This is a genomic window from Stenotrophomonas lacuserhaii, from assembly GCF_014836545.1.
Classification (GTDB): domain Bacteria; phylum Pseudomonadota; class Gammaproteobacteria; order Xanthomonadales; family Xanthomonadaceae; genus Stenotrophomonas; species Stenotrophomonas lacuserhaii.
Window position 1 is genome coordinate 32,897 of sequence record NZ_JACSQS010000006.1, and the last position, 16,100, is coordinate 48,996.

Consider the following 16,100-nt stretch of genomic DNA (forward strand, 5'->3'; position numbering starts at 1 on the left):
CTCAAAAAAAGTAGGGGATTCACGCAATGCGGCCGGGTTCGGGGAACCTCCTCGTGCAGGCGCGGAGGCTCCCTATCGTTTTTTGCTTTTATCGCCCGAAGCAGCGCGCGCGGCCAGCGCCGCGTCGGCATTTATCGCGCTTGGCATGCGCGTCGCTTCACCGGCCACGCCCAGCGCGGCCAGCAGGTTGTCCGCCGCCAGCTGCACCATCGCCTTGCGCGTGCCCAGCGAGGCGCTGCCGATATGCGGGGTCAGCACCACGTTGCGCAGCGCCAGCAGCTCCGGGCGCACCTGCGGCTCGCCTTCGTAGACGTCCAGCCCGGCCGCTGCCAGCCGACCGTGTGCCAGTGCATCGGCCAGCGCCAGCTCGTCGACGATACCGCCGCGGGCGATGTTCACCAGCGTCGCGGTGGGCTTCATCTTCGCCAGCGCGGTCGCGTCGATCAGGTGATGCGAGGCTGCCGTGTACGGGAGCACCAGCACCAGGTGGTCACTCTGCGCCAGCAGGTCATCCAGCTCGGCGTACTGCGCGCCCACGTCCGCTTCGGTCGCAGCCGGGAGCCGCGAGCGGTTGTGGTACAGCACGCGCATGCCGAAGCCGTGCGCGCCGCGGCGCGCGATGCCCTGGCCGATGCGGCCCATGCCCAGGATGCCCAGCGTGCTGCCGTGGATGTCCGCGCCCAGCATGGTCTGGAACGACCACTGGCCCCACTGGCCGTCGCGCAGCCAGCGTTCGGATTCGGTGATCCGGCGCGCGGCGGCCATCAACAGGGCAAAGCCCATGTCCGCGGTGGTCTCGGTCAGTACGTCCGGGGTGTTGCTGGCCAGGATGCCGGCCGCGCTCAGCGCATCGACATCCAGGTTGTTGTAGCCCACGCCGACATTGGCGATCACCTGCAGGCGATCGGCATCGGCCAGCTGGGCCACGCCGATACGCTCGTTGAGGGTGATGATGGCACCGTCGACGCCCGCCAGCCGCTCTGCCAGCTGGTCCGGCGTCCACGCGGTCACCGCGTCGGTGGTGATCAGTTCGACCTGCGCACGCAGCGGCTCGATCACCGCATCGATGAGCGGCTGGCTGACCCAGACGACGGGGCGCGCATCAGCCATCGATGTGGCCCGGGATTCGCGGGGTGATGCTGCCGACATCGCCGCACTGCGCACGGTGGCGCAGCGCCTGGTCCATCAGCACCAGTGCCATCATCGCCTCGGCGATCGGTGCGGCGCGGATGCCCACGCACGGGTCATGGCGACCGGTGGTGACCACCTCGATGACCTTGCCTTCGCTGTCCAGCGAGGCGCCGGGAAGGCGCAGGCTGGAGGTGGGCTTGAGCACGATCGACGCCGTCACCGGCTGCCCGGTGGAAATACCGCCGAGGATGCCGCCGGCATGGTTGCTGGCAAATCCCTGCGGGGTCAGCAGGTCACGGTGCTCGGTGCCCTTCTGCGCGGCGCTGGCGAAGCCGTCGCCGATCTCCACGCCCTTGACGGCGTTGATGCTCATCAGCGCCGACGCCAGCTCGCCATCCAGCTTGCCGTAGATCGGTTCACCCCAGCCCGGCGGTACGTTGTCGGCCACCACGTCCACGCGTGCACCGACCGAATCGCCGGACTTGCGCAGCGCATCCATGTAGGTCTCCAGCTCCGGCACCTGCGCGGCGTCGGGCCAGAAGAACGGATTGTCTTCCACCGCCGACCAGTCGAAAGCACGTGGGGTGATCTCGCCCAGCTGGGACAGGTAGCCGCGCACGGTCACCCCGAAGCGCTCGGCCAGCCACTTCTTGGCGACCACGCCGGCCGCCACGCGCATCGTGGTTTCGCGCGCCGAAGAGCGGCCGCCACCGCGTGGATCGCGGATGCCGTACTTGTGCCAGTAGCTGTAGTCGGCATGGCCGGGGCGGAACTGCTGGCCGATGTTGGCGTAATCCTTGCTGCGCTGATCGGTATTGCGGATCAGCAGGGCGATCGGGGTGCCGGTGGTCAGCCCCTCGTACACACCTGACAGGATCTCGACCTCATCGGCCTCGCGGCGCGCGGACGTATGCCGGCTCTTGCCGGTGGCGCGTCGCTGCAGGTCGTGGGCGAATTCGGCCGCATCCAGCGTCAACCCCGGCGGGCAGCCGTCGATCACGCAGCCGATGGCCGGACCGTGCGACTCGCCGAAGGTGGTGACGGTGAACAGCTTGCCGAACGAGTTGGAACTCACGGCCGCTGTGCCGCCAGTTCGGTGATGCGTGCACTGTGGGCGATCAGTTCACGGCATTCCACCGCGAAGATGCCCATCTGGCCGACCTTGAACTCCACCCAGGCGAAGTCGACTTCCGGCAGCAGCTTGACCAGGTGCTGTTCGGATTCGCCCACTTCGCAGATAAGCAGGCCGTCTTCGCTCAGGTGCAGCGGCGCATCGCGCAGGATCTTCAACACCAGGTCCAGGCCATCGTCGCCGGCGCGCAGGCCCATTTCAGGCTCGTAGGAGTACTCCTGCGGGAGCGCGTCGGTTTCGTCATTGGTGACATACGGCGGATTGGTCACGATCAGGTCGTAATGACGTCCGGCCAGGCCAGTGAACAGGTCCGACTTCAGCAGGGTCACGTTGTGCGCCTGCAGGCGGTCCTTGTTCTCATGGGCCAGCGACAGCGCATCATCGCTCAGGTCCACGCCGTCCACTTCCCAGTTCGGGTAGTAATGGCCCATGGCGATGGCGATGCAGCCCGAACCTGTGCACAGGTCCAGCGCGCGGTCCACGTGGCGGCCAGCCAGCCACGGCTCGAAACCGGTTTCAATCAGCTCGGCGATCGGCGAACGCGGGACCAGCGCACGGCTGTCGCTCTTGAAGCTCAGCCCGGCAAACCACGCCTCGCCGGTCAGGTAGGCGGCCGGCACGCGCTCGTCGATACGACGCTCGAACAGTGCCAGCACTTCCTGCTTTTCCGACTGCAGCAGGCGCGCCTGCCCGTACGCCGGACCGAGGTCGTGCGGCAGGTGCAGGGCGTGCAGCACCAGCTGGGTCGCTTCATCCAGCGCATTGTCGTAGCTGTGCCCGAAGGTCAGGCCCGCAGCGTTGAAACGGCTGGTGCCGTAGCGGATCAGGTCGATGATCGTGTGGAGTTCGGCGGCCGGTTCGGCGGTCATGGCGGTACGACGGGTAGATTGGCCCCCGATTATAGGGTCTGGCGCCTGCCTCGGCATCCGTTGCAGGGGAAACCGCCGCCCCGCTGCCGTTATGATGGGGGCCGATCCCTCGGCAGCGCAGGCCCTCATGTTCAATCGCAACGTCGGCATCATCCTGCTGATCGCCCTGGCCGCGGGCCTGGGCCTGCTTGCCGCGCAGAAGGTGTTCGCGCCCAAGGCGCCCACCGGCCAGCCTGCCACCGAAGCGATCACGTTCTATCCCCAGCCGCGACCGCTGCCGGACTTCAACCTGGCCCAGGCCGACGGCACCCGGCTCATCCCCGGCGAGCTGAAGGGACACTGGACCCTGGTGTTCCTGGGCTTCACGTTCTGCCCGGATGTCTGCCCCACCACCCTGCTGGAACTGGCGGAGGCGCAGAAGCAGTGGGAAGCAGTGCCTGAGACCCTGCGCCCACGCGTGCTGTTCGTGTCGGTCGACCCGGCGCGTGACAGTGCCACCCGGCTCGGCGAGTACGTCCACGCCTTCAACAAGGACACCCTGGCCGCCACTGGCGACGTGCCGTCGCTGGAAAAATTCGCGACCTCGCTGGGCCTGGTGTTCCAGAAGGTGCCCGGCAAGACCTTCGACGAGAACCCCGAGGACTACACGATGGAACACTCGGCCACGCTCGCCGTGCTGGATGCCGAAGGCCGGCTGGCCGGCATCATCCGCCCCCCGTTCAATGCGCCGGCCATCGCCCGCGACCTGCAGAAGCTGACCGAGAAATCCGCCCCATGAGCTTGATGACCACCCTGAGCTACGCCCTTCCCCACCGCCTGTTGTCTTCGATGGCGCGTGCGCTGGCGTACTCGGACAACCCGCGCGTAGCGCAGTGGTTGATCGACACCGTCACCGCGAAGTTCGGGGTGAACCTGGGCGAGGCCGCCGACCCGGACCCGCGCAGCTACAGGACGTTCAACCAGTTCTTCACCCGGGCGTTGAAACCCGGCGCGCGCGTGGCCGATGCCGACCCGCGCAATCTGGTGATGCCTGCGGACGGCCGCATCAGCCAGCTCGGCCGCATCGAAGATGGAAGCATTTTCCAGGCCAAGGGCCAGTCGTTCACCACGGCCGAACTGCTCGGCAGCGCCGAGGATGCGAAGCCGTTCAACGACGGCCTGTTCGCCACGGTGTACCTGTCGCCGAAGGACTACCACCGCGTGCACATGCCGTGGACCGGCACCCTGCGCGAAACCGTGCACGTGCCGGGTCGATTGTTCAGCGTGGGCCCGGCGGCGGTCAGCAGGGTGCCTGGGCTGTTCGCCCGCAACGAGCGGCTGGTCTGCCATTTCGATACCAGCTTCGGCCCGATGGTGAGCGTGATGGTCGGTGCGCTGCTGGTGTCCGGCGTGGAGACCGTCTGGAGTGGCGAGGAGATCCCGCATTACGGTGATCGCATCACGCGCAAGGACTACCGCGGCCAGGGCATCACGCTGGAGCGCTTCGCGGAAATGGCGCGTTTCAACTATGGCTCCACGGTGATCGTCCTGCTGCCGCCCGGCGTGGCCGATTTCGCCCCGCACCTGGATGCCGAACACGCGGTGCAGCTGGGGCAGGCACTGGCCACGCTGCGCTGATCCGGGTCGCATGCCGCTGCCGCTTGGGTAGCGCCGGGCCATGCCCGGCGAGCGCAGCGGCAAGCAACAGCGTGACGACCAACGGTCGTCACCCACCGAAGGCAGGAGCGGACGGCCAACGGTCGTCACCCACCGATGGCAGGAGCTGACGGCCAGCGGCCGTCACTACCGGGACCAGGCAGCGAGCGCAGCGGCGACAGCGCTGGGGATAGAATGCGGCCATGACTGAATTCATTCCGCCCGGCACGCTGTTCCACGCCCTTCCCTCGCCCTTCGCGTTCAAACGCGGCGGCACGCTGATCGATGGACGCGTGGCATATGAAACCTGGGGAACGCTGGATGCCGACGCCGGCAATGCGATCCTGATCGTCACCGGGCTCTCGCCCGACGCGCACGCCGCCAGCAACGCCGCCAACCCGGCCGCTGGCTGGTGGGAAGGCATGGTGGGCCCGGGCAAGCCGATCGATACCGAGCGCTGGTTCGTCATCTGCGTCAACTCGCTGGGCAGCTGCAAGGGTTCCACCGGGCCGGCGAGCATCAACGCGGCGACCGGCGAGCCCTATCGCCTGACCTTCCCTGAGTTGTCGGTCGAAGACGGCGCACGCGCGTCTGTGGAAGTGGTGCGCGCGCTGGGCATCACGCAGCTGGCCTGCCTGGTCGGCAACTCGATGGGGGGGATGACCGCGTTGGCGTTGTTGCTGCTGCATCCGGGTATCGCGCGCAGCCACGTCAACATTTCAGGCAGTGCCCAGGCCCTGCCGTTTTCCATTGCCATCCGCTCGCTGCAGCGCGAAGCCATCCGCCTTGATCCGCAGTGGAACGGGGGACAGTACGATGATGATCACTATCCCGAATCAGGCATGCGCATGGCACGCAAGCTGGGCGTGATCACCTACCGCTCGGCGCTGGAGTGGGATGGACGCTTCGGTCGCGTGCGGCTGGATTCGGATCAGGCCGACGACGATCCGTTCGGGCTGGAATTCCAGGTCGAAAGCTACCTGGAAGGCCACGCACGTCGCTTCGTCCGCTTCTTCGATCCCAACTGCTATCTGTACCTCAGCCGCTCGATGGACTGGTTCGACCTGGCCGACCAGGGTGATGGCGATGTACTGGCCGGCCTGGCCCGGATCAAGGTGGAGAAAGCACTGGCCATCGGGGCGAACACCGACATCCTGTTTCCGGTGCAGCAGCAGCAGCAGATCGCCGACGGGCTGCGCGCGGGCGGTGCCGAAGCACGCTTCATCGGTCTGGATTCGCCGCAGGGACACGACGCGTTCCTGGTCGATTTCGAACGTTTCGGTCCCGCGGTGCGTGGCTTTCTCGGCGAACTGTGAGTCGTCGCGCCACGCCACGCAAGCGCGCAAAGGCCACGGCCGATGCACCCGCACTGAGCCCGCGGACCGCCCTGGCGCTGCTGGTGGCGGGGATGCTGCTGGGCTGCACGGTGGCCGGCTGGCTGCCGGCCTGGCTGGCTGGCTGGATGCTGCTGGCCAGCGTGTGGACCTTCGCCCTCTATTGGCGCGACAAGCGCGCGGCGACCCGCGCACAGCAGCGCACGCCGGAGCGCACGCTGCAGGTGCTTGCGCTGCTGGGGGGCTGGCCGGGCGCCCTGTTTGCCCAGTCGCTGTTGCGCCACAAGAACCGGAAAGTTTCCTTCCAGCAGGTGTTCTGGATCTGCGTGGTGGCAAACGCAGCGTGCACCATGGCACTGCTGCGCGCGTTCGCCTGACGTGCCGGGGAGTGCCTACGGTACGACGTTGTTGAAGTACTGCTTTACCTGCGGCCAGATCAGCTCGATCCTCGCCCCGGAATTGGTGCAGTTGCCCCAACTGAGGTGATGAAGTGCGACCACCCGGTTGTTGCCACGCCCGATGACAGGCGAGCCGGAGCTTCCGCCCTCGGTGTCGCAGCTGTAGCTGGCATCGCGCCCGCTGTTCGCGGTGGTGCTGATGAGCGTGCAACGCCCCCCACCCTGCGTGTCGCTGGTAACCGACAGTTCTTTCAGGCGACCGCCAGGATGCTGGGGGACGAAGATCTCCTGCCCGGGCCGCGCGGTGCCGACATCCAGACCGAGGTGGCCAAAGCGTGCGATGTTCGTGAACTGGTTGACCGTGAAAAGGCTGTAGTCGAGTGCGGCGTCGGTTTTCAGCAGGGTGGCGCCACTCACTTTCGTCACCGCCGCGCGAACCCCGCTGCCACACTGCGCTGCCTCATGGTTGAACCAGACCTCCGTGGAGGCGACCCCTGCGGCGCTGTTGAAGCAGTGATTGTTGGTGAAGAGTCGGTTGTCTCTGCCCACCCGCCACGCGGTGCACAGAGAGCGTCCACCGATCAGCAATCGTGCCACCGGCCTGGCTGCGTTGTACGCCTGTCGGTCATTGCCTGCCAGGCACGCGACCGGCTGCAGGTCACTGGCGCCGCAGATCGCGCGCGTCCCTACGGGCGCACCCTCGGCGGGACTGGCCGCAGCGGCCCGGGCAACCTGGTCAAGGGGCATCCCTTCGTCATAGTGCGCGACCTGCACGCCGCGATGGCCGTCCCACGGCTCTTGCGCCGTGCCGGTCAGGCGCAGGATGGCGGTGTCGCCGTGGATGGACATCGCACCAAACCGGGAGCGACCGTCCTCATCCAGGGCGGCGTCCACCGTGTGGGCATCACGCGCTTGGCTGCTGTAACGGTGGACTTCGGATCCGTCCGGGCTGGAAACCTCAAGCGTTACCCCCCGCGGCAGATCGAACTGGCCCAGATGGACCTTGATGTAGGTGGCATCCCGTGCCGACACGACGATGGGCGTGGTTTCACCCGCATCGCGCCACGCCGAGGGCGTCAGCCGCAGGTCCGTCGCGCGGGTGACCCCTGCGACAAGCGGCTCAGCTGCGTTGGCAGCCACGGAAAGCGTTGAACCCAGGGCCAGGACACAGCCCAGGCGACGGATGTGTGATGCTGCATGTTTCATTGCGCGCTCCGGGGAAAGGAAACAGCTCGACTGTGTAGTGCTGCACCATGAAGCAACCTCGAGCAAACACCCGACGCCTGCCGGGCAGATGGCCCTGGCAGACGTCGGAGTTCGCCGGGAAACGTCCTGTCATGGCATGCCAGCAAGCCGGTCCAGGGCCGCACGCAGGTTGGGCAGGGGGCCGATGTGGCCATTGTTGCCGACCTGTGGCGTACCGGTTTCCACCAGCAGGCTGCGCATCTGCAGCGGTGTGAGCGTCTTGCCGCGGGCCTTGGCCGCACCCGATACCGCAGCGACCGCCGAGGCCACGATCGGTCCCGCGCTGGAGGTACCGTTGAAGCGCTGCGTGTAGCCCGCATTGGGCCCACCGTTGTACAGGTCGCGGCCTCCGGTGGTGGCCACGCAGCCGCCCCACCCCTGCAGGTTGACCCGGCGTCCATGGGTGGAGAAACCGAGCCGCGAGCGGGGTACGACGGCGTCCCTGCACCACGGCGTGGCCGCCGCGCCGCCGGCACCCGCCAGGATGGCGCCGGAGTCCGGCCGCCCTCGAGGGAAACCGGGACCGAAGCAGCCGGCGTCCAGGTTGATGTTGCCATTGCCTGCGGTCTCCACCACATGGATGCCACGCCTGACCGCGGAGACCACCGCATCGTAGATCGAGGGGATCCATTCCGGCGCTACGTAGTCGTTGCAGGGCGCCGGGCCGGGGAACTGCTGTTCGATCAGGATCACATCGCCCGGCCCCAGTCTCGCCGCCGCCAGCGCCACCGCATTGGCTGCGTTGTAGCCGGTCTGTGGACTGGTGACATTGACGTAGTGCGGCGTGGCGCCACTGACCAGCCCGCGCACCCCGAAGCCGTTGTCATCGGCGATCATCTCGCCAAGCACCGATGTGCCGTGGTTGTTGTCGTTGAACGGATCGCTGATGCTGGCCCCCTGCCTGATCCAGGTTCCCGGCACGCGCAGTTTGGTCAGGTCCTCGTGCTGCCAGTTCCAGCTGTATTCAATGTCGACCACGCGTATGCCCGTTCCGTCGCCGCCCGGCACCGTGCGTGCGTGGACCGCGTCGATACCGGACGCGGCAGCCAGCGCATACCCCTGCCGCTCAATGAACAGCGGTGACGCCCACTGCGTCGTGGCCGGCGCTGGAGCGGCCGATGGCGGTGGCGCCGGCAGCGGTGCGGCGTAGGCGATTTCCACCGCGTCCATGCCGTTCAACAGGTCGATGATGACGGCCGCGTCCTGGCCCGGTTTCAGCTGCATGCGATACCACTGGCCCAGTGCAGGCAGGTCCGCGCGATCGGATGTGTCGTGCAGGACATCGGCGGAGAACAGCGGGGTGACCCGCGATACCGGTCCGCCCGCTGCCGTCAACGCATCAAGTCCAGGCAATGCGCCGCTGCGCCGGGAGGTCCAGCCGGCCTCGCCTGGCGCCGTGCGGTCGGCATTGCGGAACTTCACTTCGATGAGATCCTGCGAGTAGCCAGGGCCGATGCGGGTCTGCCGTGGTTTTTCGATGGACCACGCCGGGTCATCGGTGCCGGCCTGCGCACCGGCGGCCGAGGGCGCCAGCAGGGAAAAGGCAGCGCTGGCGAAGAGGGCCTGGGACAAGGTCAGGCGCATGGAGATTCCTCCTGGGGACATTGGCGCGGAACGAAGCCCGCGCACGCCACGGGGTGGCGCATCTCCAGTGTGCTGAACCCCCGGAACGCTTCCATCGGACAACGCTGCAGCGCCAGCTCCGGGAATCACCTGCCAGTGTCGGGCTCAGCCGGGCTCCACCGCGTGCAGCCGGCCGCCCTGCAGGCGGTACACCTGGTCCACTACGCCGGCAGGCAGCGGATCATGGGTGATGACCAGCAGGCTGCGTCCGTCAAGCAGCGCGGACAGGTCGGCCAACAGGGCATGCGCGGCATCCACGTCCAAGCCTTCGGTGGGTTCGTCCAGTATCAGGATCGGGGCCTCGCGCAGCAGCGCGCGCGCCAGTGCCAGGCGGCGCGCCTGCCCCGCCGACAGCGTGGCGCCGTTCTCGCCGACCCAGCCCTGCAGGCCACCGACGGCACGTGCCCAGTCGCCCAGCCGCACCCGCTCCAGCACCGCCCACAGTCTGGCGTCGCTGGCGTGGGGATCGCCCAGGCGAAGGTTGTCGGACACGCTGCCGGCGAATACCGGGGCGTGCTGCGGCAGCCACGCCAGCTGCCGGTGCCAGTCATCCTGCGCGTAATGGCAGATGTCGGTCCCGCCATGCGTGACGCGTCCGCTGGTCGGGTCATGCAGGCGCAGCAGCAGACTGGACAGCGTTGTCTTGCCACTGCCGCTGTCGCCACGGATGGCGATGCGCCGGCCCGGCTGCAACAGCAGGTCCACGCCGTCCAGCACGCTGCGACCGCCGTCCTTCCAGGCGAACGAGACGCCTTCCCAGCACACCGCCTCCGCAGCCGTCGGCAGGGGCTGCGGCGATGCTGCCTCGCTGACCATCGGCGGCTGGTCGACGATGGCCTGCAGTCGGGACACCGACACCTGGCCGGATTGTAGTGCCTGCCAGGCCAGGCCCAGCCCGGCCCACAGCTCGATCATGGCCACGGTGAGAAACACCAGTCCGGCCGCCATGGGTGCATCGACGCGCCCTTGCTCATGCGACGAAAGCGCCAGCGCCAGCATCCCCAACAGCCCGCCACCGGTCACCACGCCGTGCAACGTCGTGCCAGCCAACAGGCGCCAACGCCGACGACGATCGCGCGCGCGCAGCTGGCGTGCGGCCACTTCCACCCGGCCCTGCCAGTGGTCCAGCGCATCCAGCGCCGCAAGGTCGGCGGCGCCTTCGATGCCTTCGAAGGAAAGATTGCGCAGCTGCGTGCGGTGCGCGGCGCGGTCCCGCTCTTCCCCTGCGCGTCCGCGCACGCCCAGCCACGGCACGCCCACGCCGACCAGCACCGCCATGGCCGCCAGCAACGCCGCTGCCTGCGGCAGGATCAGCCAGGCCGATCCGATGGCCACCAGGCTCAGGGCTGCCAGCGCGCACAGCGGCCCCAGCGCGCGCACGAACAGACCGTCCACCTCGGCGATATCGCCCAGCAACCGCGCCAGCAGTTCGCCCGTACGCGTGCTGCCCAGCCGCGCCGGTGCCAAGGGCAAGGCGCGGCGGAAGAACCACACCCGTGCATCGCGTGCGATACGCAACGTCACATCGTGGCCGACCAGCTTTTCAAAGTAGCGCGACACGATGCGCGCCATGGTCAGGCCACGAATGCCGGCAGACGGTGAGAAGAAATTGAAACCACTACCCAGTCCCGCCGCACCCGCCAGCGCGGCCGCTGTCAGGAAGCCGCCGGAGAGCCCGAGCAGGGCCGTTCCGGCGAGCATCGTGGTCCATAACAGCAATACCGTCAGCAGCAGGCGCGGCAGGTGCCGGGCGAACACCGCGCGCAGCGGATCGCGTTGCGCGGCGCTCATGCGCGCACCTGCCGCGGGTCGTGGTGCAGGTGGCCGTCGGGCAACCGCAACGTGCTGTCTGCCCAAGCGATGGCCGCAGGGCTGTGGGTGGCGATGATCACGCTGCGACCGCGCGCATGGATCGCCAACGCATGCAGCAGGGCCGCTTCGGTATGCGGATCCAGGAACGCGGTGGGTTCATCCAGCAGCATGACGCCGGGATTGCGCAGCAGCAGCCGTGCCAGCCCGATGCGCCGCGCCTCACCGCCGGACAAGCCGAATCCGCGCTCGCCGATCACCGTATCCAGTCCGTCGGGCAGGTGGTCGGCGAAGGCAAGCACCTGCGCGGCCTCGGCCGCGTGGCGCAGGGTGGCCAGGCTGGCGGTGGGATCGGCAAGGCGCAGGTTGTCGGCGATGCTGCCGTGGAACAGGTAGGGGCGTTGGCCGGCGTAGCCGACCTCCACTCCGGAACGCAGCATGAGGCTGCCCTCGCGCGGTGGCAGCCAGCCGGCCAAGGCTTCCAACAGGGTGCTTTTGCCGCTGCCGCTGGGGCCCACCACCGCCAGTCGCTGGTTGGATTCAAGCTGGAAACTGATGTCCTTCAGCACATCGTGACCGGCGCCCAAGGGACGCAATACCAACCCGTGCGCCTGCAGCAGCGGAGCATGCGGTTGCAGCGGCTCGGCAGCCGCGCTGGCCAGGGGCCGCGCCGTAGCCAGCGCCGCAGCCGGCCCCGGCAGCGCGCCGAGCAGACGCTCGATTTCGGCAGCGGCAGCAAGCGCGTTGGCACGATCATGGTAGTGCGCGGCCAGGCGGCGCAGCGGCGCATAGAACTCCGGTGCCAGCAGCAGGCAGAACAGGCCGGCCCCCAGCGTGGGCACCTGCGCGTGCAGGGACATCAGGCCCAGGTAACTCAGCCCCAGGTACAGTGCCACCATCGCCACGCTGACCGATGCGAAGAACTCCAGCACGGTGGAGGACAGGAACGCGATCCGCAGCACTTTCATGGTGCGCTCGCGCACACCCTCGGCCGCGTCGGCCACGCCCTCCAGTTCGGCCTCGCCGCGGCCGTACAGGCGCAGCAGGCCCAGGCCTTTGATGCGGTCGGCGAAGTGCCCGCTCATCCGCGCCAGTTCACCCAGTTGTGCGCGCCCGGCCGCCTCGGCGCCCCAGCCCACCAGCATCATGAAGAACGGCACCAGCGGCGCGGTGGCGATGAAGATGATCGCCACCACCCAGTCCACCCAGGCCACCGCCAGGGCGACGATCAGCGGCACCACCACCACCTCGATGCGCACCGGCTGGAAGCCGCTGTAGTAGTTTTCGATGGCATCGGCATGGGCCAGCATCACTTCGCCCAACTCGCCGCTGCGCTGTTGCCGCAGCCACAACGGCCCCTTGCCCAGCACGCTGGCGTAGGCGCGCTCGCGCAGCGCCAGTCGCGCTGCATCGGCCACGTCGCCGGCGCAGGCCTGGGTCACGCTGCCCAGCAGGGTGCGCAGCAACAGCACCACCGCGAGGGCAGCCAGCACCCACAGGCCATCGGCCAGCGGCGCACGCTCCAACAGCACGTGCTGGACCAGCCAGGCAATAGCGCCGGCCTGGGCCACCAGCAGCATCCCGGACACACTGATCGCGATGGCGGCCAGCCGGCGGCGGCCGCTTGCCGCCGCTCCCAGCGTATCCAGCCAGTGCTGGCGGAGTCTGCGCTGCTGCGCCTCATGGCGCTGGGCTTGCCTCAGCTGGGTTTCGGTGTCCTGGCTCACGGTGGCTCGGCGGCAACGGTCTGGGGGCATTGTAGGCGCAGGTCACGGCGCCCCTGCGGCGTACGGTCGCACGGACACTGCCGTTGGCATACGATCACGGCGGGGATCCTTTTCTACATTGATCTGAATCAAGGCTGTTCGAAGTAGTCGGTCACATCATCGCTCCACGTAGACCACCCTTCCCGCACCCCCACGGCACTATCCCACGAGGTAGCCAGGCCATGATTGATTCGACAGTCGTAGAACTGTCGCGGCTGCAGTTCGCCCTGACCGCGATGTATCACTTCCTCTTCGTCCCCCTCACCCTTGGCCTGTCCTTCATGGTGGCCATCATGGAGAGCGTGTACGTCATGACCCGCAAGCCGGTCTGGCGCCAGATGACCCTGTTCTGGGGCACGCTGTTCGGCATCAACTTCGCCATCGGCGTGGCCACCGGGCTGGTGATGGAGTTCCAGTTCGGCATGAACTGGTCGTACTACAGCCACTACGTCGGCGACATCTTCGGGGCGCCGCTGGCGATCGAAGGCCTGATGGCGTTCTTCCTGGAAGCCACCCTGATCGGCCTGTTCTTCTTCGGCTGGAAGCGGCTGACCCCGGTCAAGCACCTCGCCGTGACCTGGTTCATGGCGCTGGGCACCAACCTGTCGGCGGTGTGGATCCTGATCGCCAACGGCTGGATGCAGAACCCCACCGGGGCCATATTCAACCCGGAAACGATGCGCATGGAGGTGGTGGATTTCGCCGCGGTGCTGCTGAACCCGGTGGCGCAGGCAAAGTTCGTGCACACCGTCAGCGCCGGCTACGTGACCGGTGCGATCTTCGTGATGTCCATCAGCGCGCTGTATCTGCTGCGCAACAAGCACCGTGACCTGGCACGCCGCTCATTCGCCGTGGCCGCAGCCTTCGGCCTGCTGTCTTCGCTGTCAGTGGTGGTGCTGGGTGACGAGAGCGGTTATGCCGCCAGCGAGCACCAGAAGATGAAGCTGGCGGCGATCGAAGCGATGTGGGAGACCGAGCGTGCGCCGGCGGACTTCACTGCCTTCGGCATTCCCAACCAGACCACCCAGCAGAACGATTTCGCGATCAAGATTCCCTACCTGATGGGCCTGATCGCCACCCGTTCGGTGGATCAGCCCATCCCCGGCATCCTGGAACTGGTGGAACGGGCCGAGCATCGCATCCGCGGCGGGCAGATCGCTTACGGTGCGCTGCAGCGGGTGCGTGCGGACAAGAACGATGTGCAGGCGCGCGAGATGTTCGACCGCCACTGGCAGGATCTCGGCCACGGCCTGCTGCTGAAGCGCTATCGCGACGACATCGGCAACGCCACGCCGGAAGAGATCAGCAAGGCAGCGATGGATACGGTACCGCGCGTTGCCCCGCTGTTCTGGACCTTCCGCATCATGGCCGGGCTGGGCTTCTACCTGATCGCCTTCTTCGCGCTGGCGTTCTATTACTCCTGCCGCAACAACTTCCAGGACAAGCGCTGGTTCCTGACCCTGGCCCTGTGGTCGCTGCCGGCGCCGTGGATCGCCATTGAGTGCGGCTGGTTCGTCGCCGAATACGGTCGCCAGCCGTGGGCCGTGGACGGCGTGCTGCCCACTTTCTACGCCGCCTCCGGCCTGGCCCTGCATGAAATCCTCACCACGCTGGCGGTGTTCACGCTGCTGTACACCGTACTGCTGGTGATCGAGGTCAAGCTGATGCTGAAGGCGATCCGCACCGGTCCCGAGGAGATCCTGCCGTCCCTGCAGGCGCCGCGCGCGTCCGTTTCCCACAATGCCGCCCCGGCCCCAGGCCAGGCATAAGGCAGGAGAACCCCGATGGAATTCCTTGGACTCGATTACACCACCCTGCGCATCATCTGGTGGCTGCTGCTGGGCATCCTGCTGACCGGTTGGGCCGTGATGGACGGCTTCGATCTCGGCGTCGGCACGCTGCTGCCATTCGTGGCGAAGACCGATGAAGAACGCCGACTGGTGATCAACACCATCGGCCCGGTGTGGGAAGGCAACCAGGTATGGCTGGTGCTCGGCGGCGGTGCGATCTTCGCCGCTTGGCCGCCGCTGTACGCGGTCAGCTTCTCCGGCTTCTACCTGGCCATCTTCGCCCTGCTGTTCGGGCTGATCCTGCGCCCGGTGGGCTTCAAGTACCGCAGCAAGATGCCGGGCAAGCGCTGGCGCGACAACTGGGACCGGGTGTTGTTCGTCGGCGGCCTTCTGCCCGGCCTGATCGCCGGCGTGGCGGTGGGCAACGTGCTGCTGGGCGTGCCGTTCCACTTCGATGACAGCATGCGGATCTTCTACACCGGCTCGTTCTTCGGCCTGCTCACCCCGTTCGCATTGATCGCCGGACTGGTCAGCGTGGCGATGCTGGTGTCACACGGGGCGGCCATGCTGGTACTGAAGACCGACGGCCCGGTGGCCGAACGCTCGGCCCGCTATGGCAGCGTGGCGGCGCTGCTCAGCTTCGTGCTGTTCGCCCTGGCCGGCGCCTGGGTGGCCTTCGGCCTGCCCGGCTATGAAATCACCTCGCAGGTGGTGACCGATGGGCCGACCAATCCCTTGCTGAAAACCGCCGCTGAAGGGGCCGCGGCCGGCGGCTGGCTGCGCAACTACAGCAGCATGCCGGCCACCCTGCTGGCACCGATCGTCGGCCTGCTCGGTGCGCTGGCCAGCGCGGTGCTGCTGCGTGCCCGGCGTGGCGGCCTGGCGTTCCTGGCCTCGGGCGCGTCGATCACCGGCATCATCCTGACCGTCGGCTTTGCGATCTTCCCGTTCCTGCTGCCCTCCTCCAGCCAGCCCGGTTCCAGCCTGACCGTGTGGGATGCGTCCTCCAGCCACCTGACGCTGTTCATCATGCTGGTGGCTACGGTGATCTTCCTGCCGATCGTGCTGGCCTACACCACCTGGGTCTACCGGGTGATGAAGGGCAAGACCACCGCCGAAGACATGTCAGACAACCCCAACGCGTATTGATTCCCACGTGCCGGCCCACGGCCGGCACCTCTTGAAGGAGCACACCATGTGGTATTTCGCCTGGATCCTCGGCACCGGCCTGGCCTCGGTCGTGGCCATCCTCAACGGCATGTGGTTCGAAGCCCGCGAGTCGGGCAGCATCGACGGCCGCGACGGTAAATGATGTAACAAAAGTGTTGCCGCCTTGGCCTTCACACGGTATCTTAGGCGGCTCCTTCG

At 67.5% G+C, this 16,100-nt stretch carries 14 protein-coding genes; 7 read left to right on the forward strand and 7 right to left on the reverse strand.

What is annotated here, in order from left to right; all coding sequences use genetic code 11:
- Positions 1 to 72: 72 nt before the first annotated feature.
- The 3 genes from H9654_RS07745 to prmB are packed head-to-tail and all read right to left on the reverse strand — an operon-like array spanning position 73 to position 3,132.
- A complete protein-coding gene (locus H9654_RS07745; protein ID WP_191770268.1) occupies positions 73 to 1,110 on the reverse strand; it encodes a 2-hydroxyacid dehydrogenase in 1,038 nt (345 codons plus the stop codon).
- The gene (aroC, locus tag H9654_RS07750; RefSeq protein WP_191770269.1) at positions 1,103 to 2,206 is read right to left on the reverse strand and encodes a chorismate synthase; all 1,104 of its coding nucleotides are present in this window, start codon (positions 2,204 to 2,206) and stop codon (positions 1,103 to 1,105) included. Before aroC ends, H9654_RS07745 begins: the two co-directional genes overlap by 8 nt.
- Positions 2,203 to 3,132: a 50S ribosomal protein L3 N(5)-glutamine methyltransferase gene (gene prmB, locus H9654_RS07755; RefSeq protein ID WP_191770270.1), complete on the reverse strand. Its 930-nt coding sequence runs from the start codon at positions 3,130 to 3,132 to the stop codon at positions 2,203 to 2,205. The genes aroC and prmB overlap by 4 nt, the downstream gene beginning before the upstream one ends.
- A gap of 127 nt (positions 3,133 to 3,259) precedes the next feature.
- On the opposite strand from prmB, the gene H9654_RS07760 reads away from it, so the two are divergent.
- The 4 genes from H9654_RS07760 to H9654_RS07775 all read left to right on the forward strand — a co-directional run bounded on the left by H9654_RS07760 (position 3,260) and on the right by H9654_RS07775 (position 6,478).
- Positions 3,260 to 3,910: an SCO family protein gene (locus H9654_RS07760; protein ID WP_191770271.1), complete on the forward strand. Its 651-nt coding sequence runs from the start codon at positions 3,260 to 3,262 to the stop codon at positions 3,908 to 3,910.
- Positions 3,907 to 4,749, forward strand: a complete 843-nt coding sequence (gene asd / locus H9654_RS07765) for an archaetidylserine decarboxylase (RefSeq protein ID WP_191770273.1) — start codon at positions 3,907 to 3,909, stop codon at positions 4,747 to 4,749. Before H9654_RS07760 ends, asd begins: the two co-directional genes overlap by 4 nt.
- A 221-nt stretch (positions 4,750 to 4,970) precedes the next feature.
- Positions 4,971 to 6,083 carry a homoserine O-acetyltransferase MetX gene (gene metX, locus H9654_RS07770; protein ID WP_191770275.1) on the forward strand — a complete coding sequence of 371 codons (1,113 nt, stop codon included), beginning with the start codon at positions 4,971 to 4,973 and terminating at the stop codon, positions 6,081 to 6,083.
- Positions 6,080 to 6,478, forward strand: coding sequence for a DUF1294 domain-containing protein (locus tag H9654_RS07775; RefSeq protein WP_406833462.1), 399 nt, complete (start codon positions 6,080 to 6,082; stop codon positions 6,476 to 6,478). Before metX ends, H9654_RS07775 begins: the two co-directional genes overlap by 4 nt.
- A gap of 15 nt (positions 6,479 to 6,493) precedes the next feature.
- Here H9654_RS07775 and H9654_RS07780 read toward each other — a convergent pair whose 3' ends face one another.
- The 4 genes from H9654_RS07780 to cydD form a co-directional block, all read right to left on the reverse strand.
- A complete protein-coding gene (locus H9654_RS07780; RefSeq protein ID WP_191770277.1) occupies positions 6,494 to 7,705 on the reverse strand; it encodes a trypsin-like serine peptidase in 1,212 nt (403 codons plus the stop codon).
- 129 nt (positions 7,706 to 7,834) lie between these two features.
- Positions 7,835 to 9,328, reverse strand: coding sequence for a S8 family serine peptidase (locus tag H9654_RS07785; protein WP_191770279.1), 1,494 nt, complete (start codon positions 9,326 to 9,328; stop codon positions 7,835 to 7,837).
- A gap of 144 nt (positions 9,329 to 9,472) precedes the next feature.
- Positions 9,473 to 11,158 (reverse strand): thiol reductant ABC exporter subunit CydC, encoded by a 1,686-nt coding sequence (gene cydC, locus H9654_RS07790; protein ID WP_191770281.1) that lies wholly within the window; start codon positions 11,156 to 11,158, stop codon positions 9,473 to 9,475.
- A complete protein-coding gene (gene cydD / locus H9654_RS07795) occupies positions 11,155 to 12,933 on the reverse strand; it encodes a thiol reductant ABC exporter subunit CydD (protein ID WP_191770283.1) in 1,779 nt (592 codons plus the stop codon). Before cydD ends, cydC begins: the two co-directional genes overlap by 4 nt.
- 191 nt (positions 12,934 to 13,124) lie before the next feature.
- Between cydD and H9654_RS07800 the strand changes: the two genes are divergently transcribed.
- From H9654_RS07800 to cydX, 3 genes are read left to right on the forward strand one after another with little or no spacing between them, the layout of a single operon-like run.
- Positions 13,125 to 14,711 carry a cytochrome ubiquinol oxidase subunit I gene (locus H9654_RS07800; RefSeq protein ID WP_191770285.1) on the forward strand — a complete coding sequence of 529 codons (1,587 nt, stop codon included), beginning with the start codon at positions 13,125 to 13,127 and terminating at the stop codon, positions 14,709 to 14,711.
- Between the two features lie 15 nt (positions 14,712 to 14,726).
- Positions 14,727 to 15,881, forward strand: a complete 1,155-nt coding sequence (cydB, locus tag H9654_RS07805; RefSeq protein ID WP_191770287.1) for a cytochrome d ubiquinol oxidase subunit II — start codon at positions 14,727 to 14,729, stop codon at positions 15,879 to 15,881.
- A 46-nt stretch (positions 15,882 to 15,927) separates the two neighbouring features.
- Positions 15,928 to 16,044 (forward strand): cytochrome bd-I oxidase subunit CydX, encoded by a 117-nt coding sequence (cydX, locus tag H9654_RS07810; protein ID WP_042614095.1) that lies wholly within the window; start codon positions 15,928 to 15,930, stop codon positions 16,042 to 16,044.
- The last annotated feature ends 56 nt before the right edge of the window (positions 16,045 to 16,100 follow it).

Coding starts and splice junctions, on each gene's coding strand:
- cydD (WP_191770283.1), bottom strand. CDS start 12,933: ATGCCCCCAGACCGTTGCCGCCGAGCCACCGTGAGCCAGGACACCGAA.
- metX (WP_191770275.1), top strand. CDS start 4,971: ATGACTGAATTCATTCCGCCCGGCACGCTGTTCCACGCCCTTCCCTCG.
- H9654_RS07800 (WP_191770285.1), top strand. CDS start 13,125: ATGATTGATTCGACAGTCGTAGAACTGTCGCGGCTGCAGTTCGCCCTG.
- asd (WP_191770273.1), top strand. CDS start 3,907: ATGAGCTTGATGACCACCCTGAGCTACGCCCTTCCCCACCGCCTGTTG.
- prmB (WP_191770270.1), bottom strand. CDS start 3,132: ATGACCGCCGAACCGGCCGCCGAACTCCACACGATCATCGACCTGATC.
- H9654_RS07780 (WP_191770277.1), bottom strand. CDS start 7,705: ATGAAACATGCAGCATCACACATCCGTCGCCTGGGCTGTGTCCTGGCC.
- H9654_RS07760 (WP_191770271.1), top strand. CDS start 3,260: ATGTTCAATCGCAACGTCGGCATCATCCTGCTGATCGCCCTGGCCGCG.
- cydC (WP_191770281.1), bottom strand. CDS start 11,158: ATGAGCGCCGCGCAACGCGATCCGCTGCGCGCGGTGTTCGCCCGGCAC.
- H9654_RS07745 (WP_191770268.1), bottom strand. CDS start 1,110: ATGGCTGATGCGCGCCCCGTCGTCTGGGTCAGCCAGCCGCTCATCGAT.
- cydX (WP_042614095.1), top strand. CDS start 15,928: ATGTGGTATTTCGCCTGGATCCTCGGCACCGGCCTGGCCTCGGTCGTG.
- cydB (WP_191770287.1), top strand. CDS start 14,727: ATGGAATTCCTTGGACTCGATTACACCACCCTGCGCATCATCTGGTGG.
- H9654_RS07785 (WP_191770279.1), bottom strand. CDS start 9,328: ATGCGCCTGACCTTGTCCCAGGCCCTCTTCGCCAGCGCTGCCTTTTCC.